28 protein-coding genes and 2 pseudogenes are annotated in these 23,884 nt (G+C 36.0%); 17 read left to right on the top strand and 13 right to left on the bottom strand.

The genetic code is table 11. From position 1 onward, the window contains the following. Window positions 1-22: 22 nt before the first annotated feature. Window positions 23-1,849, top strand: a complete 1,827-nt coding sequence (gene pepF, locus CO726_RS21410; RefSeq protein ID WP_099685630.1) for an oligoendopeptidase F — start codon at window positions 23-25, stop codon at window positions 1,847-1,849. A gap of 128 nt (window positions 1,850-1,977) precedes the next feature. Here pepF and CO726_RS31870 read toward each other — a convergent pair whose 3' ends face one another. The 4 genes from CO726_RS31870 to CO726_RS21390 all read right to left on the bottom strand — a co-directional run bounded on the left by CO726_RS31870 (window position 1,978) and on the right by CO726_RS21390 (window position 4,425). Then, complete coding sequence (locus CO726_RS31870; RefSeq protein ID WP_098611861.1) at window positions 1,978-2,151, bottom strand: hypothetical protein; 174 nt, start codon at window positions 2,149-2,151, stop codon at window positions 1,978-1,980. A gap of 229 nt (window positions 2,152-2,380) precedes the next feature. Further along, on the bottom strand, window positions 2,381-3,268 hold the full coding sequence (locus CO726_RS21400; protein WP_098758709.1) for a ClpXP adapter SpxH family protein: 888 nt from the start codon (window positions 3,266-3,268) through the stop codon (window positions 2,381-2,383). Then, a complete protein-coding gene (locus CO726_RS21395; RefSeq protein WP_000043381.1) occupies window positions 3,268-3,666 on the bottom strand; it encodes a globin domain-containing protein in 399 nt (132 codons plus the stop codon). Before CO726_RS21395 ends, CO726_RS21400 begins: the two co-directional genes overlap by 1 nt. 180 nt (window positions 3,667-3,846) lie before the next feature. After that, window positions 3,847-4,425 carry a CYTH domain-containing protein gene (locus CO726_RS21390; RefSeq protein ID WP_098758711.1) on the bottom strand — a complete coding sequence of 193 codons (579 nt, stop codon included), beginning with the start codon at window positions 4,423-4,425 and terminating at the stop codon, window positions 3,847-3,849. A gap of 146 nt (window positions 4,426-4,571) precedes the next feature. On the opposite strand from CO726_RS21390, the gene CO726_RS21385 reads away from it, so the two are divergent. Genes CO726_RS21385 through CO726_RS21370 form a run of 4 tightly spaced genes read left to right on the top strand, consistent with a single transcriptional unit; the run spans window position 4,572 to window position 7,337 of the window. Next, on the top strand, window positions 4,572-4,943 hold the full coding sequence (locus tag CO726_RS21385) for a UPF0738 family protein (protein ID WP_099685629.1): 372 nt from the start codon (window positions 4,572-4,574) through the stop codon (window positions 4,941-4,943). A 30-nt stretch (window positions 4,944-4,973) separates the two neighbouring features. Further along, window positions 4,974-5,612, top strand: a complete 639-nt coding sequence (gene yjbM, locus CO726_RS21380) for a GTP diphosphokinase (protein ID WP_098758713.1) — start codon at window positions 4,974-4,976, stop codon at window positions 5,610-5,612. A gap of 18 nt (window positions 5,613-5,630) precedes the next feature. Next, a complete protein-coding gene (locus CO726_RS21375; RefSeq protein WP_000673190.1) occupies window positions 5,631-6,428 on the top strand; it encodes an NAD kinase in 798 nt (265 codons plus the stop codon). A 15-nt stretch (window positions 6,429-6,443) separates the two neighbouring features. After that, the gene (locus CO726_RS21370; RefSeq protein ID WP_099685628.1) at window positions 6,444-7,337 is read left to right on the top strand and encodes an RluA family pseudouridine synthase; all 894 of its coding nucleotides are present in this window, start codon (window positions 6,444-6,446) and stop codon (window positions 7,335-7,337) included. Window positions 7,338-7,385: 48 nt separating this feature from the next. Here the strand turns inward: CO726_RS21370 and CO726_RS21365 are convergent, their stop codons facing one another. The 7 genes and pseudogenes from CO726_RS21365 to CO726_RS21335 form a co-directional block, all read right to left on the bottom strand. After that, entirely contained in the window at window positions 7,386-8,774 is a 1,389-nt protein-coding gene (locus tag CO726_RS21365) for a peptidase G2 autoproteolytic cleavage domain-containing protein (RefSeq protein WP_099685627.1), read from the bottom strand. A gap of 126 nt (window positions 8,775-8,900) precedes the next feature. Continuing rightward, window positions 8,901-9,641, bottom strand: coding sequence for a bis(5'-nucleosyl)-tetraphosphatase PrpE (prpE, locus tag CO726_RS21360; RefSeq protein ID WP_099685626.1), 741 nt, complete (start codon window positions 9,639-9,641; stop codon window positions 8,901-8,903). A gap of 73 nt (window positions 9,642-9,714) precedes the next feature. Beyond that, window positions 9,715-10,875 carry an FtsW/RodA/SpoVE family cell cycle protein gene (locus CO726_RS21355; RefSeq protein WP_099685625.1) on the bottom strand — a complete coding sequence of 387 codons (1,161 nt, stop codon included), beginning with the start codon at window positions 10,873-10,875 and terminating at the stop codon, window positions 9,715-9,717. Window positions 10,876-11,077: 202 nt separating this feature from the next. Next, window positions 11,078-11,531, bottom strand: a pseudogene (locus CO726_RS21350) (glycosyltransferase family 2 protein); the annotation flags it as partial. Beyond that, window positions 11,528-11,851: pseudogene (locus CO726_RS21345) on the bottom strand (class I SAM-dependent methyltransferase); the annotation flags it as partial. The pseudogenes CO726_RS21345 and CO726_RS21350, both read right to left, overlap by 4 nt. Before the next feature lie 168 nt (window positions 11,852-12,019). Next, window positions 12,020-12,865, bottom strand: a complete 846-nt coding sequence (locus CO726_RS21340; RefSeq protein ID WP_099685624.1) for a TylF/MycF family methyltransferase — start codon at window positions 12,863-12,865, stop codon at window positions 12,020-12,022. 122 nt (window positions 12,866-12,987) lie between these two features. Then, window positions 12,988-13,659 carry a BclA C-terminal domain-containing protein gene (locus CO726_RS21335; protein WP_099685623.1) on the bottom strand — a complete coding sequence of 224 codons (672 nt, stop codon included), beginning with the start codon at window positions 13,657-13,659 and terminating at the stop codon, window positions 12,988-12,990. 165 nt (window positions 13,660-13,824) lie between these two features. Here CO726_RS21335 and CO726_RS21330 point away from each other — a divergent pair, with 165 nt between their 5' ends. The 10 genes from CO726_RS21330 to CO726_RS21285 all read left to right on the top strand — a co-directional run bounded on the left by CO726_RS21330 (window position 13,825) and on the right by CO726_RS21285 (window position 21,966). Continuing rightward, window positions 13,825-14,922 (top strand): glycosyltransferase, encoded by a 1,098-nt coding sequence (locus CO726_RS21330; RefSeq protein ID WP_099685622.1) that lies wholly within the window; start codon window positions 13,825-13,827, stop codon window positions 14,920-14,922. A 260-nt stretch (window positions 14,923-15,182) separates the two neighbouring features. Continuing rightward, entirely contained in the window at window positions 15,183-15,872 is a 690-nt protein-coding gene (locus CO726_RS21325; RefSeq protein ID WP_099685621.1) for a class I SAM-dependent methyltransferase, read from the top strand. Continuing rightward, complete coding sequence (locus CO726_RS21320) at window positions 15,869-16,579, top strand: glycosyltransferase family protein (protein ID WP_099685620.1); 711 nt, start codon at window positions 15,869-15,871, stop codon at window positions 16,577-16,579. Before CO726_RS21325 ends, CO726_RS21320 begins: the two co-directional genes overlap by 4 nt. After that, window positions 16,576-17,256 (top strand): glycosyltransferase family protein, encoded by a 681-nt coding sequence (locus tag CO726_RS21315; RefSeq protein WP_098758723.1) that lies wholly within the window; start codon window positions 16,576-16,578, stop codon window positions 17,254-17,256. Before CO726_RS21320 ends, CO726_RS21315 begins: the two co-directional genes overlap by 4 nt. Before the next feature lie 14 nt (window positions 17,257-17,270). After that, complete coding sequence (locus CO726_RS21310; protein ID WP_099685619.1) at window positions 17,271-18,008, top strand: sugar phosphate nucleotidyltransferase; 738 nt, start codon at window positions 17,271-17,273, stop codon at window positions 18,006-18,008. A gap of 8 nt (window positions 18,009-18,016) precedes the next feature. Continuing rightward, on the top strand, window positions 18,017-18,562 hold the full coding sequence (gene rfbC, locus CO726_RS21305; RefSeq protein ID WP_099685618.1) for a dTDP-4-dehydrorhamnose 3,5-epimerase: 546 nt from the start codon (window positions 18,017-18,019) through the stop codon (window positions 18,560-18,562). 15 nt (window positions 18,563-18,577) lie between these two features. Next, window positions 18,578-19,546 (top strand): dTDP-glucose 4,6-dehydratase, encoded by a 969-nt coding sequence (gene rfbB, locus CO726_RS21300; protein WP_099685617.1) that lies wholly within the window; start codon window positions 18,578-18,580, stop codon window positions 19,544-19,546. 11 nt (window positions 19,547-19,557) lie between these two features. After that, window positions 19,558-20,412: a dTDP-4-dehydrorhamnose reductase gene (rfbD, locus tag CO726_RS21295; RefSeq protein WP_099685616.1), complete on the top strand. Its 855-nt coding sequence runs from the start codon at window positions 19,558-19,560 to the stop codon at window positions 20,410-20,412. 108 nt (window positions 20,413-20,520) lie between these two features. Then, window positions 20,521-21,291 carry an enoyl-ACP reductase FabI gene (gene fabI / locus CO726_RS21290; protein WP_000421886.1) on the top strand — a complete coding sequence of 257 codons (771 nt, stop codon included), beginning with the start codon at window positions 20,521-20,523 and terminating at the stop codon, window positions 21,289-21,291. A gap of 141 nt (window positions 21,292-21,432) precedes the next feature. Beyond that, a complete protein-coding gene (locus tag CO726_RS21285; protein ID WP_098758874.1) occupies window positions 21,433-21,966 on the top strand; it encodes a spore coat CotO family protein in 534 nt (177 codons plus the stop codon). Between the two features lie 60 nt (window positions 21,967-22,026). On the opposite strand, the gene exsY is transcribed toward CO726_RS21285, so the two are convergent. Then, entirely contained in the window at window positions 22,027-22,485 is a 459-nt protein-coding gene (exsY, locus tag CO726_RS21280; RefSeq protein WP_099685615.1) for an exosporium assembly protein ExsY, read from the bottom strand. A 125-nt stretch (window positions 22,486-22,610) separates the two neighbouring features. Between exsY and CO726_RS21275 the strand changes: the two genes are divergently transcribed. Further along, a complete protein-coding gene (locus tag CO726_RS21275; protein WP_098758729.1) occupies window positions 22,611-22,970 on the top strand; it encodes a DUF1360 domain-containing protein in 360 nt (119 codons plus the stop codon). Window positions 22,971-23,071: 101 nt separating this feature from the next. After that, entirely contained in the window at window positions 23,072-23,257 is a 186-nt protein-coding gene (locus CO726_RS21270; RefSeq protein WP_029948404.1) for a hypothetical protein, read from the top strand. Window positions 23,258-23,334: 77 nt separating this feature from the next. On the opposite strand, the gene exsF is transcribed toward CO726_RS21270, so the two are convergent. Continuing rightward, the gene (exsF, locus tag CO726_RS21265) at window positions 23,335-23,838 is read right to left on the bottom strand and encodes an exosporium protein ExsF (protein ID WP_099685614.1); all 504 of its coding nucleotides are present in this window, start codon (window positions 23,836-23,838) and stop codon (window positions 23,335-23,337) included. Between the last annotated feature and the right edge of the window lie 46 nt (window positions 23,839-23,884).

Below are 23,884 nucleotides of genomic sequence, written 5' to 3'. Positions count from 1 at the left end.
TATTTAAAGGAGGGCTTAAAGGATGTCTGAACAAAACACAGCAAAAACATTACCAGATCGTAACGAGATTGAAGAATCAAGTACGTGGCGATTAGAAGATATTTTCCAAACAGATGCAGAATGGGAAAAAGAATTCCAAGCTATTAAAGAGCTATTACCGAAGTTAACTGAATTTAAAGGGAAACTTGGTGACTCCGCGAACAATTTACTTGAAGCATTGCAATATGAAGATGAAATTTCAATGCGATTAGGTAAGCTATATACATATGCACATATGCGTTACGATCAAGATACAACAAACTCTGTGTATCAAGCGTTAAATGACCGTGCGACAAATTTATATTCACAAGTATCTAGTAGCACAGCATATATTGTGCCTGAAATTTTATCGATTTCAGAAGATAAACTGCAAACATTCTTGAAAGAAAATAGAGACTTAAGTGTATATGAACATGCATTAGAAGAAATTACGCGTCAACGCCCGCACGTATTATCTGAAGCGGAAGAGGCTCTATTAGCAGAAGCATCTGAAGTAATGAGTGCGTCAAGTAATACATTTGGTATGTTGAATAACGCGGATTTGAAATTCCCATCTATTAAAGGTGAGGATGGAGAAGAAGTAGAAATTACACATGGTCGTTACATTCAGTTTTTAGAAAGTGATGATCGTCGTGTACGCGAAGATGCATTCAAAGCTGTATATGAAACGTACGGAAAATATAAGAACACATTTGCAAGTACGTTAAGCGGAGTTGTAAAGCGTAATAATTTCAATGCGCGCGTTCGCAAATATGATTCTGCACGTCAAGCGGCATTGAGTAATAATAATATTCCTGAAGCGGTGTATGATCAACTTGTTGAATCTGTAAATGATAATTTACACTTGCTACATCGTTACATTGATATTCGTAAGCGTGCACTAGGACTTGATGAGCTTCATATGTATGATTTATATACACCACTTGTACCAGAAGTGAAAATGAACGTGAAGTATGAAGAAGCACAAGACATGTTATTAAAGTCATTAAATGTACTTGGTGATGAGTATGTTGACATTTTAAAAGAAGCATATGAAAATCGCTGGGTAGATGTGTATGAGAATAAAGGAAAGCGAAGCGGAGCATATTCATCTGGTGCATATGGAACAAATCCGTATATTTTAATGAACTGGCATGATAATGTAAATAATTTATTTACACTTGCTCATGAGTTTGGTCATTCCGTGCATAGTTACTATACAAGAAAAACGCAGCCGCATGTATACGGTGATTATTCAATTTTCGTTGCGGAAGTAGCATCAACTTGTAATGAAGCGCTTCTAAACGATTATTTATTAAAAACGACAGAAGATAAGAAAGAGCGTCTATACTTATTAAATCATTATTTGGAAGGATTCCGTGGTACTGTATTCCGTCAAACGATGTTCGCAGAGTTTGAGCATATTATTCATAAGAAAGTACAAGAGGGACATGCGGTTACGCCAGACATGTTAACGGAGATCTACTATGATTTAAATAAGAAATATTTCGGTGAAGCTTTAGTAATCGATGAAGAAATTGGTTTAGAGTGGTCTCGTATTCCGCACTTCTACTACAACTATTACGTATACCAATACGCAACAGGATTTAGTGCAGCAACGGCTCTATCTAAACAAATTTTAGAAGAAGGGCAACCAGCAGTAGAACGTTACATTAATGAGTTCTTAAAAGCAGGAAGCTCAGATTATCCAATTGAAGTATTGAAAAAAGCTGGGGTAGATATGGCATCTTCAGAACCAGTAAAAGAAGCATTGCAAGTATTTGAAGAGAAGTTAAATGAATTAGAAGCATTATTATTTGAAGAGAAGTAATAGAAAAGACGAGGGATTTTCCTCGTCTTTTTGTTTATATATTGAATTGTTGATATTTGTCGAAATAATAAAGTGAATTGCCTTATTTTTTCTAAATTAGAAGGCGGTTTTATAATTGATTTTTGTAGTTAAAACCCTTTAAATCGTTTTTTATGGTTGAAATAAGAGAGAGCGATGACAATGACTCCAAATAAAAGAGGGAAGGCAATAATTTTTGGAAAAGCTTGTAGTAGAGAGAGGATGTACAAGAAAAAAGAAACGATGACAGCTAGAAAGATAAGTAAAATATATGTTTTTTTCATACAGAACACCTCCAAAATAGCTTTTTTATAGCTTATTCAGAAATGAAAACGTTTAGAATGTGACAAAAGTGTGAAATTCGACAAAAGGGGTTGTCATCTGACGTCGAATCTTGTAATATAATAAGCGTGAACGAATTCACATACAAACATATACCCCTTTGTTTGAACGTGAAAATTTCTCCCATCCCCTTTAATATTTTTATAAGCCGTAAAGAAAAAGACCTGGTGTTTACACCAGGTCTTTTTCTATCCATTTCCAATAACGCTCACATTTTACGTCAAGCATTTGTACTTTTCGTTTCAGTTGTAATTTTTTTAGTTCACGCTCGATTTCTTGTTGCGAGCAGTCATATATAAATGCTACTTCTTTTGAAGATATAAATTGCGTTGCTTCTAGTAACACTTCTAAAGGCGGTAATGGTTCTGGTTCGAGTTCACATTTTACAAGTTCTTTTAATAATTGTACGTATACGTCGTAGGAATAAGTTCCAGCGATTTTAATACCTTCTTCATCTGAATTCGCATGAAAAAATACGAGAGAAGGTATTTCTGTAATATGCATCTCATTTGTGAATTTTAAGTCACATTGGAAAGCTTTTTTTGCGCTAGCGGAATGTAGATCTTTTTTAAATTCTTCTACATCAATATCGCTATCTTTTGCACATGCAAGTAATAATTCGCAGTCAGGGTTTGATACATTTTCAAGGAAAATGTATTCTTGGAGTTTGCGCAAAAACTTCGAACCTGCTTTTCGGCCTTGTAACTCCGCTGCCTTAATTGCCATCGAAACTAAATATGGTGTTGATGATGCCTCTTGCATATGTACCTTTCCATCACATGAAAACCCTTGTAAACTTGTTGTCTTTTCCCACACAAATCGAATATTAGCAGGTTTATTCCATTTGTGTGAGGAAGCGTTCGCTCCGTCCACTTTTCCAGTTACGATATGACGAATAGAGAAGTATTTCCCGTATTCAAGCCATAGTTTAATAATAAAGGGTTCAATTTCCCAGCAAGCTTTACAAAGCGGATCAATAAATAAATATGCTTCTACAGACTTATGCTCACATGCGGAAGGAGATGGCATATTGATATGCTTTGCTTCCTGTTTATCCATTATATTTCACCTGTTTCGTTTGGAGTATTAACCATATGCTGAGCAGTTAATGCTAAACGTTCAAAAACAAACTCTCTTATATGACCGTGCACTCCTGTGTCATCCATTGCTTGCTCCATACATGATAGCCAAGCCTCTGCTCGTTTTGGAGTAATCTCAAACGGAAGATGGCGTGCTCTTAACATAGGATGACCATGTTCTTCAGTGTACAAATTAGGACCACCTAAATATTGTGTTAAAAATTGCTTCTGCTTCCTAGCTGTTTCTGTTAAATCATCCGGGAAGATGGGAGATAGGTCAGGGTGTTTGCTGACATAGGAATAAAATGTGTCTACTAATATTGCAATGCATTGTTCACCGCCAATTGCTTCAAATGGTGTCATCGGTTGCTTGCTCATCCTTTATAAACTCCTTTTTCCATGAAATGTATATCTATTGTAGCAATGGAATGTTAGAGAGGGCAAATAAATAGCCTTCATAACGTTCTTTGCTTATTCTACAGATGTAAAAGAATCTTTTCCTTTTAAAAAGCGAGATGTATCCACTAGTAGAACGTATTCACTAGTGGAATTTTCACTTTAGCGTGCTTTGTTTTGTTTGGCAAGGAAAAAGCGTTTTACTTTATTATTTGTATGACGAATTGGTATGTCGTGTTGTTTTAATAAATGAATAAATGCAGCTTTGCCAGTTTCTTCATCTTGCACTTCAAATTCAATTTCATAATCATCGTGATTGTAATAGAAACTATGATCAAAGACAAGCGTTCCGCCTTCAAATAACGTTTCGGCTCTTTCAGTTGTTAAACTACCCATATAAGTTAAAGTGGAAACAGGAATTTGTAGTTTGTGTAGTTGATCCATTACAGCCCCTGAAATAATTACGTTTGTTTCCATCATTATTCTCGCTTCGGCTTCTGTTACGACTTGATGTGTCTCTAACAAGCCGACTTCTGCAGGTTGTTTCAATGTTAATGTATAAGTTTCCCCTTTATGACGAATACGAAGTGCAGAGCCAGCTTCTTTTAAAGAGAAATCCGGTGTTTCAAAGTAGTGATTCACTTGCTTCGTAAATACCTCAATAGAGAATGATTTACATAATGTATTGAATTCTTCTTCTGTAACAATATTTTTAAATTCAATTTCAATTTCTTGTGTCATTGTATGCGCGCTCCTTTTGAAAAATAATTCTTTACACATTATCGCTTTTTCGCAAATTTGGTTCAATGTTTTATTTGTTTGCGTCCATGTTATGATACAATAATACTGTTAAGTAAGACAGGAAGTTGAGATGGAGGAGTTAGAGCATGCAAAATAAAATTCAAGTTAAGAGCGTAGAAAAGAGAGAGAATGCTCTTATTTTTTGTGCGGAAAATAATGAGATAGAGGTAAAGGAGTTAAGTGCGCGTAATCACGTACTTGTAGACTCAGACAATTTATCATTTTTATATATCTTAGAAAACGAAGCATCTTTCATTTATGTAAGTATTCCGCACACATGCTGGGAAGCAATGCATGAAGCGATGAATAAAGATATGGCAATGTTCGTTCGCGTGAATGACGTTGAAATGGAATTAGAAAGTTTAAAAGAAGAAGTAGAATATTTAGTTGAAAATATTGAAGGTAATGCAAATTACGGAGAAGAACTAGTAACTGCTGTAGAAAAAGTATTTCTATAAGCAAATGGATTGATTTTGGTGGTGGTTGAAATGAATCGAAATTGGGAAGAATTTTTAGCACCTTACCATCAAGCGGTGGCAGAGCTGAAAGTGAAACTAAAAGGAATGCGCACTCAATTTGCAATGTTAACAGAGCATTCTCCAATTGAGTTTGTAACAGGAAGGGTAAAGTCGGTTGCTAGTATTATTGATAAAGCGGAGAAAAGAAATGTATCGCTAGACCGGCTCAGAGAAGATATGCAAGATATCGCTGGTCTTCGAATGATGTGTCAATTTGTTGATGAGATTAAGCCTGTGGTAGAATATCTTCGAAAACGAAATGACTTTGAAATCGTGGAAGAACGTGATTATGTCACGCAAAAGAAAGACAGTGGCTATCGCTCTTATCACGTTGTCATTAGTTACCCTGTTCAAACGATTCAGGGAGAACAAAAAGTATTAGTAGAAATCCAAATACGCACGCTAGCAATGAACTTTTGGGCAACAATTGAGCATTCTTTAAATTATAAATATAGTGGACGTTTTCCTGAAGATATTAAAATACGCTTGCAACGTGCAGCGGAAGCAGCATTTTTGTTAGATGAAGAAATGTCTTCTATCCGTCTTGAAATTCAAGAAGCACAAAAAGCTTTTTCAAGAAAGCAAGAAACGAAAGATTCCGAATCATAAACTAAAGGGTGTTGGGCGATGAAATTTACAATTATGTCAAAGGGAGATCAATCATCAGATACGTTGGCAAGCACGATGAAAGAATACTTGCTAGATTTTGGATTTATAATGGATGAAAAGGAACCCGATATTGTAATTTCTGTTGGGGGAGATGGAACGCTTTTATATGCATTTCATCGTTATTATAATCGATTGGATGAAACAGCATTTGTTGGTGTACATACAGGGCATTTAGGTTTCTATGCAGATTGGTTACCGACAGAAGTAGAGAAATTAGTAATTGCAATTGCTAAAACACCATTCCAAGTGGTGGAATATCCGCTTTTAGAAGTGATTATTCGCTATGTGAATGGGAGTAAAGAGTCACAGTATTTGGCGATGAATGAAGCGACTGTAAAAAGTGCAGAAGGTACATTAGTAACAGAAGTGGAAATACGCGGAGAGTACTTTGAAACGTTCCGCGGGGATGGCCTTTGTATTTCTACTCCTTCAGGAAGTACTGCGTATAATAAGGCGCTTGGCGGAGCGATTATTCACCCTTCTATTGAAGCGATTCAAATTGCAGAAATGGCATCTATTAATAACCGTGTGTTTCGTACGGTAGGTTCGCCCCTTGTACTGCCGAAGCATCATACATGTGTGTTGAAGCCAGCTGCAGGAATGAACTTACAAATTACGGTGGATCATCTAACGATGGTTCATCAAGATGTGAAATCAATTCAGTATCGCGTTGCAAACGAGAAAGTACGATTTGTTCGTTTCCGTCCATTCCCGTTCTGGAAACGAGTTCGTGACTCGTTTGTTGCAGATAAATAGAAAGGGTTTATATATTTGAACAGATTTACATTGAAATGGGATATAGAATCGGCTGAAGAGGGAACTTTAGTTAGAGAATTTTTAAAAACAAAAGGGATTTCTAAAGCAGCATTAACGGATATAAAGTTTCACGGCGGAGCTATTGAAGTAAATGGTCAATATGCGAGCGTTCGTCATCAGTTGCAAGCTGGTGACGAATTACGTATCTTTTTTCCGGTGGAGGAAAGAAGTGAAGGGATGATTGCAGAAGATATCCCTTTATGTATTGTATATGAGGATGATGCAGTTCTTGTCATAAACAAAGAGGCGAACATGTCAACAATTCCGTCTAGAGAACATCCATCAGGGAGTGTTGCTAATGCGCTCTTATCTCATTATGATAAGCAACATCTTGCAAGTACGGTGCACATCGTAACGAGGTTAGATCGTGATACTTCAGGCCTTATGCTTATTGCAAAAAATCGTTTCGTGCATCATCTTTTATCGAAACAGCATCAACAAAAAGCCGTGAAAAGAACGTATGAAGCGATCGTTCACGGTGAGATGGTAGAACGAGAAGGAACGATTGACGCACCGATTGGACGAAAATCGGATAGCATTATTGAGCGAACCGTTTGTGAGGAGGGGCAAAGAGCCGTTACTCATTTTAGAGTGATTGATAGCGCCAATCATAAGACACATGTATCGCTTGAGCTTGATACAGGAAGAACGCATCAAATTCGTGTGCATATGGCGCATATAGGACACCCGCTACTTGGTGATACTTTATATGGTGGAAAAAGGGATGAAATGAAACGACAAGCACTTCACAGTACATCTTTGACGTTTTGTCATCCTATTTTAGAGAAGGAAATGTCTTTCACTACAATGATTCCAAGTGATATGCAAGAGGTATTAAAGCATGATTAAAAAGGGAACAAAATTCTTATGTAATGAAGAATTTTGTTCCCTTTTTTCTTAGCGGAATAATATTAAAATTTGATTTTCACCTGTGCGCTTTATAACGAAAAAACCACTTTCGGATTTTGTAGCAATGCCATCGTCATTTGGACGGCAATATCCATGTGTTTCGCAAGTGCCGTCATCACGTACTAACATTTGTCCAATTAATCCGACAGGAAGCCACTCAGTACGATCTTTCCTTGCTATATATTTGCAAGCTGGATCCCATTCTGTATTTAAAAGTGGTTGTATGTCTTGCGATTCCGAACGTACATATTGGCGTTTTCCAAAGTTATCTGTTTTGTAGCGCTTTTGCCAACTTAAAGCACCGCTATTTCCTATAAGAGCGGGGGTTGCACTAGATATTCCTAAAATGAATGAATCGTTTGAAGTAGCAATTCGAATTTTTTCTTCGCTACTAAATGTAACGAAATAACCTACATCAATAAGAGTATTGTCTGCTGTTTCAAACATTTGTGCAAAATCAGTTCCGCTTGCATTGTAAGAAGCGCCATCAATGTACATTTCTCCATTATGAGCAAGCCACTTTGCACCGATATTATGATCGGTTTCATTTGTTCCATTTGCAATAAACCAAGAATAAGATTCTTCTGCTGTGCCGAAGCGTCCCATAATGTGGCTACCTGCAAAATGAGCTGTTGATGTATGATTACCTTCCGCATGAGAAGAGAATCCGTTAGCGATAGTAGCGGTTCCTTCTGCATGTGCTGCTTCGCCTAAAGCGATCGTATGTTTACCTTCCGCATGAGAATAAGAGCCACCTGCTGTCGTTTCACTTCCTTCACTATGCGAACTATGTCCAGTTGCTTTTGTTTTTGATCCTTCTGCATGAGAGAAAGAACCTTTTGCGTGTGTAAGAAGTCCTTCTGCATGTGAAGCTGTACCCTCTGCATTAGAGTGAAGCCCTTCTGCATATGCATGCCGTCCCCCTTTTTTTACTTTTGTATTTTCAGGTGTAGGGGTTTGAATTATGATAGTTTTTTCTGTTTGTATATCATTGGATGGTGCTAATGCTTCTTTTATTTTCTTCACTTGATTTATAATAGCAGCTGGAATTTCTGCTTCCGCTTTTTTATTTATTGCTACAGGGATGTTTTCTTCTGTATTTTCCTCTGTTTGTTCAGAAGGTACAATCTGTTCATTACGAGTAGAGAGAGGGTTGTTTTTTTGTTGCATCTTTGTTTTTCTATTATCAATTATGCGGCTCATTACAGCATTTTCTAAAGAGACATATTTTGGTCTAGCTTTGTTTTTGGGGGATGCCTCTTGTCCTTCCAGTTCTTCTAAAGCTGCAGCGCGAATGCTGCACCAGTTGTTAATTCCGTACATGGGCAGATAAAAAGGCGGGCATTTTCTTTTTTGTTTAGAAGATTTTTTCTTCATTCTGTCACCTCCTGCGACAGTATATGCCGTGTAATGAAAAAAAGATGCACTTTATTGCATCTTTTTTTCATTACTTTACCGAGTTTTTATATGAGATCCGCCTAAATGGTACGTAAATAAGGGGAGTTATGAAATTGGGCGGAATTTCTCAGGGACAAAAGGAAGGGAGGAAGGGACGGAAACAGTCTCCATTTCAGGATAACGTAATCCAGTTAAACTGCCGCCAAATACCGCACCAGTGTCAATGTTGACTGTATGCTTTACAAAGCGAGGTTCTTTTACGGGTGTATGTCCATATACAATCCAAGATTTTCCTTCATAGTCCTTTGCCCAGTCGCGACGGATAGGTGATCCGTCAGCATGTTTTTCTCCTGTAATATCGCCATATAATACAAAGGTTTGTACTTTTTTATCTTGTCTTCCTATGTAATCTTGCCGAATTCCGGCGTGACATACAATTAACCTTTTCTCATCGAGTACGTGATATAAAGGGGATTGCTCGTAAAGTGTGATGAATTTTTCTTTTATAATGTTTTGTTTATGAGCAGGTAGTGCTTCATATTCGGCAACAGTTGTTTCGAGTCCATGAGCGATTGATACATTACGCCCAAGAAAAAATCGGTATAGTTTATTACAGTGATTTCCAGGAGCGTAATAAGCTACTTTTTTATTTATGACAAGTTCCCATACAATTTCAATCATACGTAATGAATGAGGGCCACGATCTGTAATATCACCAACAAACGCAAGCATACGTTGATCAGGATGAGTCGGCAGGTCACTAATCCAGTTATATCCTAGTTTCTCTGTTAAATTTTGAAACTCTTGGAAGCATCCATGTATATCCCCTATAATGTCATATTTCATATGTAAACCTCCATCATATTTTTCATTAGTATATCTAAAAAAGGATAGAGATAAAAATATATCGTTTTGTGCTTCAGTTGAACATAAAGACTTTTGTTCTTGAGCGAACGTTTAAAACAAATCCAATCGCTATCATGTATGTGAGTAAGGAACTTCCTCCGTAGCTCATAAGGGGTAATGTGATGCCTGTAATAGGTAGTAATCCGATGGTCATCCCGATATTTTGAAATACTTGAAAAGTAAACATTCCGATTGTGCCAGCGCAGATGTAACTACCGAAAGGGTCATTACTTTCTAAAGCGATATGAATCATACGGAAAATAAGTAGGAAAAAAAGTGCAATAATGACACTTGCTCCTAAAAAACCGAATTGCTCAGCGACATTAGTGAAAATAAAATCTGTATGTGGTTCTGGAAAGTATACTTGTCCATTTTCCCAACCTTTTCCGTGCATTTCCCCTGATCCAGTAGCTAAGAAAGCTTGTCTTAATTGATAGCCTTGCGCATCATATTTGTATGGCGCTAACCAGCCGTAGAAGCGATTTAGTTGATATTCTTGTAAAATGTGTGCTTTAAAGAATTTTGTATAAGTAAAAAAAATATACGTTAATGTAACGCCAGCTACAAAAATACCGGAAACTAACCCGAAAATAAAACGCCAACGTATACCAGAAACTAATATCATTGCTGCGAGCATAGCTGAAATTACCATCGTGTTTCCTAAATCAGGTTCCTTTGCAATAAGTAGGAGTGGTGGCAAACTTGTTGCGCATATTTTTCCGAGTAATAAAAAATCGTCGTGTATTGTTCTGGAAAAATATTTCTCGTTGTGATTGGATATAATTCGTCCAATGACGAGAATTAAAAATAATTTCATAATTTCAGAAGGCTGAAAATTTCCGATGCCTGGGAGCCTGTACCAAGCGGTAGCACCTTTAATTGTAACGGCACCTGGTACTTGAAGTTCTAGTCCAATAAGTAGTACCAATGCAAAGCTATATAAATACCAAGCAATTTTTTGATAACGATCGAAATCGATAATCATAATAACACCAATGGCTATAAATCCAATGAAGTACCATTGGACTTGCTTTAGTACAAAATTGATGTTTTGTAAAAATGGTGGTAAAGAGGCTTGCGCACTTGCAATAGCACAACAACTAACAATCCCAATGGCAAATAAAATGAATAGTAATATGTAGTCTATTTGATATTGAGAATTTGGATCTTTCAATGTATGTATTCCTTTCTATTATCTAGTAAGAGTATGGATGGCATCATGAAAAAAATAATATGTAAGCAGACTACCGTTACATTTATTCCACTATTTGAGGGAAGCCATACATCACAAGGAAGGAATAGTCCCCCCTTGTGATGGACTATATTGTACGGAGTTCTTTTGTAATTATATTTGAACAATGGGAAAGACGTGCATGTGTATCTTCAGCGTATAATTTTTTCATGGGGGGATGTTGTTCAATTATGTCTCCATTATCATTAATCCAAGTGCGATAGGATGTAATAAGTGTGAGATTTTGATCTAAGTCTTGGTGGAAATAAAACATCATTTTTTCGATTTTATTACTATAAAATACATCATCGTCCATTAAAAAATTTATGTACTCTCCATTAGATTGTTCTACGAGCATAAGGGCGTTATGAAATTGTCCTAGAGTATAGGCGTTTCGAATGTAAGTTATGTGTTTATGCTTAGGTAAATAATGTGTGTTCATTAATCTTTCTGTTTCATCATTCGTACTATCATCTAATAATTTCAATGTTTGGATAGGTTTGTGCTAATGCGCTGTCTAGAGCAATTTTGAAATAATAAGGTCGGTTATAGGTGGGAATAAGGATAGAAACGAGAGGGGATTTTTTTTCATTAGTCATATACAACTATCTTTCAGCAATTTTTTTGTAAGAATAATATCTTGATGACTTGTGTACACAGTTCTACCACACCATGAACTGTAATGGGGATTATTTATTATTTCTAAACCATATTTATTTAGTGGATTAGGAATATCTTTATTCAGAACATAACAATTGTTAATTTGATTATAAAAAACTAATGTGCTTAATCCTGCATTTAAGTAATAGGATGATTCAGAGTTAATTAAAAAGAAAGTAATGAAATATTTTCCATATTTTTTTAGAACTCGTGCAATCTCCCATACGTAATGTCCTAATTCTGTAGGTAGGAGGTGGGATTAATGTAATTTTCTTCTCCTTTTCGTTCATAAATTCACGCATTTCTTATAGTAAAGTAGGAATTTTCTAATTTATGGTGAGGGGAGCTTTGCTTTTATTTATTACAGGATTGTTTCTCATGAATAAAATTAGTGTAATAGCACCCCTCAATTAAATAATTTTTTATTCTATTCTTTTCGCCAAAAAATACCGAAATCATCAATTTTAGTCATAGGAGCTTTTAAATTTCTTTCATTTCTGAAATCTGTTACGGCCTCTGCACATGTTATTAATGCGTAATCATCAATAATGATATATCCACCTGTTGAAACTTTTTCATATAAGTTTACAAGACTATCCATCGTTGATTCATACATATCGCCATCAAGGCGAGCAATTGCAATTTTTTCTATTGGTGCTGAAGGTAATGTATCTTTAAACCAGCCCTTTAAAAATTTCACCTGATCATTTAATAAATCATATTTTCTAAAGTTTTCTTGAACTTGTTCTAAAGAAACGCGTAAGTAATCGAATGTGTGTAAATAATCACCATAATCTTTCGGATATTGTTCTAAGTTAGGTGCCGGCAGACCTTCAAACGAATCAGCAACCCACACATTACGATCCGTAATGTTGTTTGCTTGTAAAAAACCATTCATAAAAATACAAGATCCCCCGCGCCATACACCAGTTTCAATAAAATCACCTGCTATATTCTCTCGAACAACCGTTTCCATTGCTTCATGTAATTGGTTCATACGTTTTCGACCAATCATACTGTGTGCTGCTCTTGGCCAATCGTTTCCACCATGACGTTCGCTTTTTGAAACGGTAGGTTCAATAATTTTTAAATTATGATTTTCTACGTACTGCTTAATCAATAAAGGAAGTGGAACTGTAACTGGCTCATATGATAATTCCTTAGATATATGTAACGAAGCAGGTAAGTATGATTCGTATTCCAGCCATATTTCAAATAAAATTGTTTTCTTTAATAACTCTAGATAAAGTTGAACAGCAGATTTATTTTCCATATTTGTGCCTCCTGCAAAATGTCATACACTATTATGACTATGTAGAAGAGTGAGATTTAATGATTGAATTTACCATTGAAAAAGCAGTAAAACTGATATCAGTTTTACTGCTAAGTAAAAAATTAAGCAATTTTTTCAATAATAATGGATGCACTCGTACCAAGAGCTAATGATAGCCCAAGCCCAGTAACGATTACTTCAACTAATGATGGAGTCATCGTAATTTGCGTAATTGCTTGAACTACGATAGGTGCTCCAACTGAGATTAAACTTGTTCCGGTACCTGGTACAGGTACTCCGTTTACTTGAATTGAAAGTCCTCCTAATATACCTACTGATACAGTATATGCGATAACAGTAATTTTATAGAATCCAGTTTCACTAATTACGAAAGTATCATCATCTAATTGGAAAATTGCTGTACCAAACTGAGATCCAACGGTATTAAATGGTACTGGATTATTAACCCCAATATCTAAAGAAATCCCACCGGAGTTAAATGCATACAGTCCTGCTGGTAGTCCTAGTCCGGATGGTCCAGTAGGCCCGGTAGGTCCAGTAGGCCCGGTAGGTCCAGTAGGCCCGGTAGGTCCAGTAGGCCCGGTAGGTCCAGTAGGTCCAGTAGGCCCGGATGGTCCAGTAGGCCCGGTAGGTCCAGTAGGTCCGGTAGGTCCAGACGGAAGAGTAAATGGCGGTATCGGTGGTAATGTTGGTCCTACAAGATTAGGGTCAAATGCACTAGCTGATAAAGCTTCATCGGGATTTAATCCATCTGAATAATTATTATTTGACATAAAATCACCTCCATAAAGCGTTCATTATATAGTAGATGCGAAACCGAAAGAAAATGACACGAACATTTGAATTATTGAAAAGAAATCTTAAACTACTTGAATAATTAAAAAAAATGGAAAGTTTAGTATATGTATAACATATGATTGATTTGGAAGAGGGTGATTATGTTGAACAAGCAAGGAATTACAATTAGTTTATGTATGATTGTTCGAGATGAGGAAGAGACAATAGCCCGTTGTTTAGACACAGTTGAGAAGATTGTGGATGAAATTATAGTAGTTGATACAGGTTCCATCGATCGAACGAAAGAAATCGTAGAGAAATACACTCCTAACATATATGATTTCCAGTGGGTTGATGATTTTGCAGCAGCAAGAAATTTTTCTTTTTCAAAAGCGACGCAAGAGTATATATTGTGGTTAGATGCAGATGACGTATTATTAGAAGATGCTCAAGAATCATTGAAACTCTTAAAAAGGGAATTAGATCCTAAAATTGATGCTGTTTCGATGCCTTATCACCTTACAATGGATTCTAACGGGAAACCTTTATATTGTACAAAAAGAAATCGGCTTGTAAAGCGTGAAAAACAATTTCAATGGTTTGGAAAGGTTCATGAGTATTTAGCTATTTCTGGTGAGACTTTTAGTAGTAATGTTGCTATTACACATAAAAAAGAAAAAAAAGTAACAGATCGTAATTTAAAAATTTTTCAAAATACTGTAGCTGCAGGAGAAGAATTGAGTCCGAGAGATTTATTTTATTACGCAAATGAATCTATGGATAACCAAAAATATGATGATGCAGTTCTTCTATATGAAACATTTCTTAATCAAGATGAAGGATGGTATGAAGAGAAGATTTATGCATGTGGTAAGTTAGGAGATTGCTATGCCAAGCTCGGAATGTGGGAGAAGGCAATCGAATCTTGTGTGAAGTCGTTTCGGTATGATGTCCCTAGAGGAGAGAATTGTACAAGAATAGGACATATATATATGGAACAACAAAAATATAATGAAGCGATATTTTGGTTTAAACTTGCAACGGAAGTACCAATAGCAACGGAGAGTCCTTTCCATAGTCCAGCTAGCTACACATGGCTACCCTATTTACAAATGTGTATGTGTTATAGCAAGTTAGGAGAGCAAGACAAAGCGTATTATTACAATGAATTAGCAGCTTCTTATGTCCCGAATAATGCTGTAATTGAATATAACCGTAAATATTTTCGGAGCCTTTTTGATAAACAATATAAATTGTAATAAGTTTCATTTTTAAGAAATGACTTATAGTTATTCTAACTCTAAGAGAGGGGCTATATATTAGAGTATCAGTAATATAGTCCCTACAGATAACATCTTTTATTACAATATTTGTAGGAATCAGGATGTCCGTAAATAACCGATTGATGTGGGCTAATAATCAGTGGGAATGAACAAAACCATTGCTGATTAAAGTTTCACTTTATAGGATTCATATGAGATTTATATTTCAAATTCAATTTACATAAGGAGTGTGTGAAATGAATCGGGAAAAAAATACTTTATATGAAGAAAAGTCCGAGCATTATTATAATGCAGCGAATCCGAATTTATTAAAGCATATAAAGAAGGAATGGAAAGAAGTTCTCGATATTGGTTGCTCGAGCGGTGCATTGGGAGCAGCTATTAAAGAAAATGGTACACGTGTATCAGGAATTGAGGCATTTCCAGAGGCGGCAGAAAAAGCGAAAGAAAGACTAGATCATGTTATTTTAGGGGATATAGAAAAAATAGATCTTCCTTATGAGGAGGGGCAATTTGATTGCATCCTATTTGGAGATGTATTAGAGCATTTATTTGATCCGTGGGCTGTGATTGAAAAGGTTAAGCCATATATAAAGAAAAATGGTGTGATTTTAGCAAGTATACCAAACGTTGCTCATATTTCAGTATTAGCTCCCTTACTTGCCGGAAACTGGACGTATACAGAATATGGTTTATTAGATAAAACACATATTCGTTTCTTTACATTTAATGAAATGCTAAGAATGTTTTTAAAAGCAGGATATGTTATTAGTAAAGTAGATCGTGTATATGTTGATCATAAAATGTATGAGCCGCTTATTGAGGAGTTATATGGAATTTGTAAAAAATATCGTCTTGGAAGTGGCTTCATGGCTGAGACAGTTGTATTTCAGTATATTATTGAAGCTGAAAAATCACAATTATGAGTGCTGCAGACAAAACAATATTATTTGTTACATGTATAAATGATCGGAAATTGTATGCAAACTGCGTGCGACATATATTGCAATTGTTAGTACCGCCAGGGTATATTGTCCAATTTATGCCGATTCGAAATGCGAAAAGTATGACGAGTGGATACAATCAAGCCATTTCGCATCCAGCGAAGTATAAAGTGTATTTACATCAAGATGTTTTTATTATAAATAGGGCTTTTTTATACGGATTACTTCAATTATTTGAGGAACATGAACACCTTGGTATGATTGGGATGGTTGGAGCGCAATATGTTCCTCCGACTGGTGTATGGAACGAAGGGCATGGAATTGTAGGAAAGGTCATTGGTTATATGAATGATTTGTTTTATATGGCAAGTTTAGAGCAACCATTCCATGAATCAAAAACGTTTATTCCTGTAGAATGTATTGATGGGCTACTGATGGCAACACAATATGACATTCCGTGGCGTGATGACTTATTCGACGGGTTTGATTTTTATGATGTATCTCAATCGTTTGAATTTAAAAAAGCGGGATATACTGTCGGTGTACCTGTACAGCGTGATGCTTGGTGTATTCATTATCATTTTGATATAAATATGACGAACTACGAAAAGTACAGAAAAATATTTGTGGAGCACTATATGTCAGATGGAAAGAAGGAAGGAAGAATAGGGGGGGTGATTACAAAGTGAAAGATTATACAATATTAGTCGTTGTTTGTGTAAATAATGAAGAGATGTTCAAACAATGCGAGAGACAAATAAGAAATCTTTTTGTTCCCCCTGGCTATGCTGTGCAAATTTTTCCGATACGCGATGCAAAAAGTATGGCAAGTGCGTACAACCGAGCGCTTTCATATCCAGCGAAGTACAAAGTGTATATACATCAAGATACTTACCTCATTAATCGAGAGATGTTTTATACACTCATTTCTCTTTTTAAAGAAAATGAAAAACTTGGTTTAATTGGAGTAGCTGGTGCTCAATTTTTACCGAGTAACGGGATATGGTGGGAAGGGAAAAATTTAGTAGGGAAAGTGATTGAGTATAGAAGACAGAATTATCAATTATTGAATTTAGATCAGATATTTTATGATAATCAATCATTTATGTCAGTTCAGGCAATTGACGGTTTACTCATGGCCACACAATATGATATTCCATGGCGAGAAGATTTGTTTCAGGGATTCCACTTTTATGATGTGTCGCAGTCTCTAGAGTTTCAAAAGGCTGGTTATTTAATTGGTATCCCGAATCAAGCAAATTTATGGTGTATTCATTACAACGGAGATGAGTTTGATGGGGATACATATGAAAAGTATCGGAAAGTGCTTGTAGAACATTACAAAGATATACTATCTCCATCATAAGGGAGAGATGCAGGGTGAAAGGAATTATTTTAGCAGGTGGAACAGGATCGAGATTATATCCAATAACGAAAGTAACAAATAAACATTTGCTTCCTGTTGGACGTTATCCAATGATTTATCATGCGGTATATAAGCTGAAACAATGCGAGATTACAGATATTATGATTATTACAGGTAAAGAGCATATGGGGGATGTTGTTAGTTTTTTAGGAAGTGGTCAAGAGTTTGGCGTGTCCTTTACGTATCGTGTGCAAGATAAGGCTGGCGGAATTGCACAAGCATTAGGGCTTTGTGAGGATTTCGTCGGGAGCGATCGTATGGTAGTTATATTAGGGGATAATATTTTTTCAGATGACATTCGTCCGTACGTTGAAGAGTTTGCAAATCAAAAAGAAGGTGCGAAAGTACTGCTGCAATCTGTAGATGATCCGGAGAGATTTGGTGTAGCACATATTGAAAACCGAAAAATAATTGAAATTGAAGAAAAGCCGAAAGAGCCGAAAAGTTCCTATGCAGTTACAGGAATTTATTTGTATGATTCAAAAGTCTTTTCTTATATCAAAGAATTAAAACCTTCTGCAAGGGGAGAACTTGAAATTACAGATATCAATAATTGGTATTTAAAACGAGGAGCACTTACCTATAATGAAATGAGCGGTTGGTGGACTGATGCGGGAACTCACGTTTCTCTTCAAAAGGCGAATACGTTAGCACGGGATATAAACTTTGGTAGACAGTTTAACGGAGAATAGGTGAGAATATGAAAGTTATAGAAACAAACTTTATTGACGCAAAATTGTTAGAACCGAGGTTATTTGGAGATGAGCGAGGCTTTTTTACTGAAAGCTATAATAAGAAGGTGCTAGAAACATTAGGAGTTACGTATTTATTTGTACAGGATAATGTTTCTTATTCAGCAGAAGCGGGAACGATTCGGGGATTACACTTTCAAAAAAATCCGAAAGCACAAACGAAACTTATTCAAGTTATGCAAGGAGCAATTTATGACGTTATCGTTGATTTGCGAAAAGATTCACCAACGTTTAAACAGTGGAGAGGATATATTTTAAGTGCGGATAATCATCGGCAATTATTAGTGCCAAAAGGATTTGCACATGGTTTTTGTACACTTGTCCCGCATACTATTGTTATGTATAAAGTAGATGAGTATTATAGTGCCGATCATGACTCAGGGGTACTTTGGGACGATAAAGACTTAGCAATTCCATGGCCGGTAACAAGTCCTATTTTGTCTGACAAAGATCGAATATTACCATCACTTCAGGAATGTGAAGATAGTTTTTGAGTAGGAGAGTTGTTTATGAATATATTAGTAACAGGTGGGGCCGGATTTATTGGAAGTAATTTCGTGCATTATATGTTACAAAGCTATGAAACATATAAAATTATTAATTTTGATGCATTAACATATAGTGGAAATCTAAATAATGTAAAGTCTATTCAAGATCATCCGAATTACTATTTTGTAAAAGGGGAAATTCAAAATAGGGAGCTGCTAGAACATGTCATAAAAGAGCGAGACGTTCAAGTAATTGTAAACTTTGCAGCTGAATCACATGTGGACCGTAGTATTGAAAATCCGATCCCTTTTTATGATACAAATGTAATTGGGACAGTCACCTTATTAGAATTAGTAAAAAAATATCCACATATTAAACTCGTGCAAGTATCAACAGATGAGGTGTATGGCTCTTTAGGGAAAACAGGTCGATTTACCGAGGAAACCCCGTTAGCTCCAAATAGTCCATATTCTTCAAGCAAAGCGAGTGCCGATATGATAGCTTTATCTTATTATAAAACATATCAATTACCGGTTATAGTAACGCGTTGCTCTAATAACTATGGCCCGTATCAATATCCTGAAAAATTAATTCCGTTAATGGTTACGAATGCGCTGGAAGGAAAAAAACTACCGTTATATGGTGATGGATTAAACGTAAGAGATTGGTTACATGTAACGGATCATTGTAGTGCGATTGACGTTGTTCTGCATAAGGGGCGTATAGGAGAAGTATATAATATAGGTGGAAATAATGAAAAAACAAATATAGATGTTGTGGAACAAATCATTACCCTCTTAGGAAAAACGAAAAAAGATATTGAATATGTGACAGACCGTTTAGGACACGATCGTCGTTATGCGATTGATGCAAAGAAAATGAAGAATGAATTTGATTGGGAACCAAAGTATACGTTTGAGCAAGGATTAGAAGAAACAGTGCAATGGTATGAGAAGAATAAGGAATGGTGGAAACCATTAAAACAGTAAGGGGTATATAAATGAAAGAGCGGGTTATCATAACGGGAGCAAATGGTCAATTGGGAAAGCAACTACAAGAAGAGTTAAATCCTGAAGAATATGACATATATCCATTTGATAAAAAGTTACTAGATATAACAAATATATCCCAAGTGCAGCAAGTGGTACAAGAAATAAGGCCACATATAATTATTCATTGTGCAGCGTATACAAAGGTTGATCATGCTGAGAAAGAACAAGATCTTGCTTATGTAATAAATGCAATAGGAGCTCGAAATGTAGCGGTTGCTTCACAATTAGTAGGGGCGAAGTTAGTTTATATTAGTACTGATTATGTATTTCAGGGCGACAGACCAGAGGGATATGATGAATTTCATAATCCGGCACCGATAAATATATACGGAGCTTCTAAGTATGCGGGAGAGCAGTTTGTCAAAGAGTTACATAATAAATACTTTATCGTTCGTACATCATGGTTATATGGTAAGTATGGAAATAATTTTGTGAAAACGATGATGCAATTAGGTAAAGAAAGAGCAGAAATATCTGTTGTAGCGGATCAAATCGGTTCTCCTACGTATGTGGCAGATTTAAATGTGATTATTAATAAGCTCATTCATACTTCTTTATACGGTACGTATCATGTATCAAATAGAGGCTCATGCTCTTGGTTTGAATTTGCCCAAAAAATATTTTCGTATGCAAATATGAAAGTGAATGTATTACCTGTTTCAACCGACGAATTTGGTGCGGCGGCAGCGAGGCCGAAATATTCTATTTTCCAACATAAAATGTTACGATTAAATGGTTTTTTACAAATGCCTTCTTGGGAAGAAGGATTAGAGCGATTTTTTATAGAAACAAAAAGTCATTAACAAAATTTAAGTTAATGACTTTTTGTTTGCCTTTAAGAGGTTTTATGGTACTATAATTATAGTATCAGGTACTAATAACAAGTATAAGTATTTCTGGGAGGATATATCATGGAACTATTACAAGGGAAAACATTTGTTGTTATGGGCGTTGCGAACCAAAGAAGTATTGCGTGGGGAATTGCTCGATCTTTGCATAATGCAGGTGCAAAATTAATATTCACATATGCAGGAGAACGTTTAGAGAGAAACGTTCGTGAATTAGCGGACACATTAGAAGGACAAGAATCACTTGTATTACCTTGTGATGTAACAAATGATGAAGAGCTTACAGCTTGTTTTGAAACAATCAAGCAAGAAGTTGGTACGATTCACGGTGTAGCACACTGTATTGCTTTTGCAAATCGTGACGACTTAAAAGGTGAATTTGTAGATACTTCTCGCGATGGATTTTTACTTGCACAAAATATTAGTGCATTCTCTTTAACAGCTGTAGCAAGAGAAGCGAAGAAAGTAATGACAGAAGGCGGAAATATTTTAACGTTAACATATCTTGGCGGCGAGCGCGTTGTGAAAAACTATAACGTTATGGGTGTTGCGAAAGCTTCATTAGAAGCGAGCGTGAAATATTTAGCTAACGATTTAGGCCAACATGGCATTCGCGTTAACGCTATTTCTGCAGGACCAATTCGTACGTTATCTGCAAAAGGTGTAGGCGACTTTAACTCAATCTTAAGAGAAATTGAGGAGCGCGCACCACTTCGTCGTACAACAACTCAAGAAGAAGTTGGGGATACAGCAGTGTTCTTATTCAGTGATTTAGCACGCGGCGTAACAGGAGAGAACATTCACGTTGATTCAGGGTATCACATCTTAGGATAAATATGATATTAAATTTAAAAGGACAATCTCTAAATGTTGAGATTGTCCTTTTTATTTGTTCTTAGAAAGAACGATTTTTAACGAAAGTTCTTGCCACGTTATGAATATAACTATAATAGTACACGATTTATTCAGCTACGTATGGAAGTGGGAGGGACGAGTGTGAAGAATAAAAATAAAAGTTCAACAGTTGGAAAACCGTTGTTATATATTGCGCAAGTAAGTTTGGAACTTGCTGCACCGAAAATAAAAAGAATTATCTTAACAAACTTTGAGAATGAGGATCCAAAAGAGAAAAGTAATAGAAACGAAAATGTTGTAAGTAGTGCTGTGGAAGAGGTAATAGAACAACAACAAGAAGAGCAAGTAGAAGAAAAAATCGAAGAAAAAATAGAAGAAGAGGAACAAGTACAAGAGCAGCCAGAACCAGTGAGAACAGTCCCGTACAATAAATCATTTAAGGATATGAATAATGAAGAGAAAATTCATTTTTTATTAAACCGCCCTCATTACATTCCGAAAGTAAGGTGCAGAATAAAAACAACTACAGTCTCATATGTTGGATCGATAATATCGTATCGTAATGGCATTGTATCCATTATGCCGCAAAATAGTATGAGAGATATTAGGTTGTCTATAGATGATATCCAATCAATTAGTATGGCCGGCTTTTAAATATGTAGAGGTGGTAGAAACCTTCTACCACCCCAATAGTTTTTTAGTTTACTTCACTTATTAGATAGAAACGTCGCGTAAGCACTGGATAGCACAGAAACAGCTTAAATCAACAGTAATACAAGTAGATGTCGATACTAATCTTGCATTTGGTACAGCTAAAAACGTACAAATTGGATTATCACCAGGTGGTACAGGAGAACCATCACCTAATACAACAGTTAATACACGTAGCACAGCACAGCTATCATCATCTACACTTTCCACACGGAAAATTGGAGATTGGCAGCTAACAAGGTTTGCAGATGGTGCAAATGCTTCAAATGGTGCTCCAGCTTTTGTGTATAAAATAAAAGGGCGCGTATTTGCTACTGAAGCACTATTGTGTGCACCTAAAAATGGAATTTCACAACCAGATCCACACGTTGTTGTAGAACAATCTTGTAATTCATTGATGAATTTTACAACGTCAACTACACAATGAGAAGAGCTATGGTGTTTATTTTCGTTACAACTCATTAATGTCACTCCTTATCTTCTTGTTTGTATTTACATTAATAAGATATTGGAGTCGAGGAGATTTGGTCACAATCTCAAGACCTTTTTTTTTAAATAGGCGAAAGAAGATAAGGGAAGGTGGAATCATGCTGTTTACAAGCTGGCTTTTATTTTTTATTTTCGCGTTAGCTGCTTTTAGGCTCACTCGTTTAATCGTTTATGATAAAATTACAGCCTTTTTACGAAGACCGTTTATTGATGAGCTAGAGATTACGGAGCCGGATGGAAGTATATCAACGTTTACAAAAGTAAAAGGTAAAGGATTAAGAAAGTGGATTGGTGAATTATTAAGTTGTTATTGGTGTACAGGTGTATGGGTTAGTGCTTTTTTACTAGTTTTATATAATTGGATTCCTATCGTTGCGGAGCCGTTACTTGCATTATTAGCTATTGCAGGTGCAGCCGCAATCATTGAAACGATTACAGGATATTTTATGGGAGAATAATATATTTTCATAATACGAGAAAAAGCGGAGTTTAAAAGAATGAGGGAACGGAAATAACAAGTTGTTCATATAGTAAATAGACAGAATTGAGAGTAGAGGAGATGTTTGCTGTGAGTAATAATCCAAGGCAAAATTCATATGACCTGCAGCAATGGTATCATATACAGCAACAACACCAAGCGCAACAACAGGCATATCAAGAACAATTACAGCAACAAGGATTTGTGAAGAAAAAGGGATGTAATTGTGGGAAAAAGAAGAACACAATAAAACAATATGAAGAATAAAACACTCATGTTATTGTGAGTGTTTTTTATTATACATATAAAAAGCGGTATTTCTGTATTAGAAATACCGCTTTTTACTAGCTAATTTGTGCAACTGTTAATGCTGCTGCACGGATGTCTACAGTTCCAATTAATTCAACTGGTACAATTTGAATTAAGTCACCAGGGTTTAAGTTAATAAGAATAACACCGCTGGATACGTCTACTTCACCAGTACCAATAACGTTAGAACGAACCGCTGTACCTGATCCGGGAATAATGTTAGCTGGCGTACCTAATGATAAGAAGAAACGACCAGCTTCTGGTGCAGCAGGAACGTTATCAAGACTAATCGTTAATGTATAACTGATTTGATAAATACCAGCTCGTAGAATTCGAATGCCATCTCCAACACTTACTGTATCATTTATTACAGGAACAGTAATATTTGGGTTTGGACTTACGCTAGGTAATAATAGTGGTGTAAATAGTGAAGCGAACTGAGGTGCAGACGCGTTGAAAGCAAAACCGAAGGCAGGTAGTGTACTAGCTGGTTTTGCCTCGCAATCGATTTTAGTAAATTCGCAATCAGAAGAGAACATGTTTTTCACTCCTTTATCTGTTTCTACTTTCAGTTAATGAAAAGGA

The organism is Bacillus fungorum (assembly GCF_002746455.1).
Taxonomy (GTDB): Bacteria; Bacillota; Bacilli; order Bacillales; family Bacillaceae_G; genus Bacillus_A; species Bacillus_A fungorum.
The sequence above is the reverse complement of the archived record's forward strand: the minus strand, read 5'-3'. Positions and strand labels throughout refer to the sequence as shown.

Excerpts from the sequence above, each read along its gene's own strand:
- CO726_RS21365 (WP_099685627.1), bottom strand. The coding sequence starts at position 8,774 with ATGAAGAAAAAATCTTCTAAACAAAAAAGAAAATGCCCGCCTTTTTAT.
- exsY (WP_099685615.1), bottom strand. The coding sequence starts at position 22,485 with ATGAGTTGTAACGAAAATAAACACCATAGCTCTTCTCATTGTGTAGTT.
- CO726_RS21275 (WP_098758729.1), top strand. The coding sequence starts at position 22,611 with ATGCTGTTTACAAGCTGGCTTTTATTTTTTATTTTCGCGTTAGCTGCT.
- yjbM (WP_098758713.1), top strand. The coding sequence starts at position 4,974 with ATGAATCGAAATTGGGAAGAATTTTTAGCACCTTACCATCAAGCGGTG.
- CO726_RS21335 (WP_099685623.1), bottom strand. The coding sequence starts at position 13,659 with ATGTCAAATAATAATTATTCAGATGGATTAAATCCCGATGAAGCTTTA.
- CO726_RS21285 (WP_098758874.1), top strand. The coding sequence starts at position 21,433 with ATGGAAGTGGGAGGGACGAGTGTGAAGAATAAAAATAAAAGTTCAACA.
- pepF (WP_099685630.1), top strand. The coding sequence starts at position 23 with ATGTCTGAACAAAACACAGCAAAAACATTACCAGATCGTAACGAGATT.
- rfbC (WP_099685618.1), top strand. The coding sequence starts at position 18,017 with ATGAAAGTTATAGAAACAAACTTTATTGACGCAAAATTGTTAGAACCG.
- rfbB (WP_099685617.1), top strand. The coding sequence starts at position 18,578 with ATGAATATATTAGTAACAGGTGGGGCCGGATTTATTGGAAGTAATTTC.
- fabI (WP_000421886.1), top strand. The coding sequence starts at position 20,521 with ATGGAACTATTACAAGGGAAAACATTTGTTGTTATGGGCGTTGCGAAC.
- CO726_RS21395 (WP_000043381.1), bottom strand. The coding sequence starts at position 3,666 with ATGAGCAAGCAACCGATGACACCATTTGAAGCAATTGGCGGTGAACAA.
- CO726_RS21385 (WP_099685629.1), top strand. The coding sequence starts at position 4,572 with ATGCAAAATAAAATTCAAGTTAAGAGCGTAGAAAAGAGAGAGAATGCT.
- CO726_RS31870 (WP_098611861.1), bottom strand. The coding sequence starts at position 2,151 with ATGAAAAAAACATATATTTTACTTATCTTTCTAGCTGTCATCGTTTCT.
- CO726_RS21400 (WP_098758709.1), bottom strand. The coding sequence starts at position 3,268 with ATGGATAAACAGGAAGCAAAGCATATCAATATGCCATCTCCTTCCGCA.
- exsF (WP_099685614.1), bottom strand. The coding sequence starts at position 23,838 with ATGTTCTCTTCTGATTGCGAATTTACTAAAATCGATTGCGAGGCAAAA.
- CO726_RS21340 (WP_099685624.1), bottom strand. The coding sequence starts at position 12,865 with ATGGAAAATAAATCTGCTGTTCAACTTTATCTAGAGTTATTAAAGAAA.
- rfbD (WP_099685616.1), top strand. The coding sequence starts at position 19,558 with ATGAAAGAGCGGGTTATCATAACGGGAGCAAATGGTCAATTGGGAAAG.
- CO726_RS21325 (WP_099685621.1), top strand. The coding sequence starts at position 15,183 with ATGAATCGGGAAAAAAATACTTTATATGAAGAAAAGTCCGAGCATTAT.
- CO726_RS21270 (WP_029948404.1), top strand. The coding sequence starts at position 23,072 with ATGTTTGCTGTGAGTAATAATCCAAGGCAAAATTCATATGACCTGCAG.
- CO726_RS21330 (WP_099685622.1), top strand. The coding sequence starts at position 13,825 with ATGTTGAACAAGCAAGGAATTACAATTAGTTTATGTATGATTGTTCGA.
- prpE (WP_099685626.1), bottom strand. The coding sequence starts at position 9,641 with ATGAAATATGACATTATAGGGGATATACATGGATGCTTCCAAGAGTTT.
- CO726_RS21375 (WP_000673190.1), top strand. The coding sequence starts at position 5,631 with ATGAAATTTACAATTATGTCAAAGGGAGATCAATCATCAGATACGTTG.
- CO726_RS21320 (WP_099685620.1), top strand. The coding sequence starts at position 15,869 with ATGAGTGCTGCAGACAAAACAATATTATTTGTTACATGTATAAATGAT.
- CO726_RS21390 (WP_098758711.1), bottom strand. The coding sequence starts at position 4,425 with ATGACACAAGAAATTGAAATTGAATTTAAAAATATTGTTACAGAAGAA.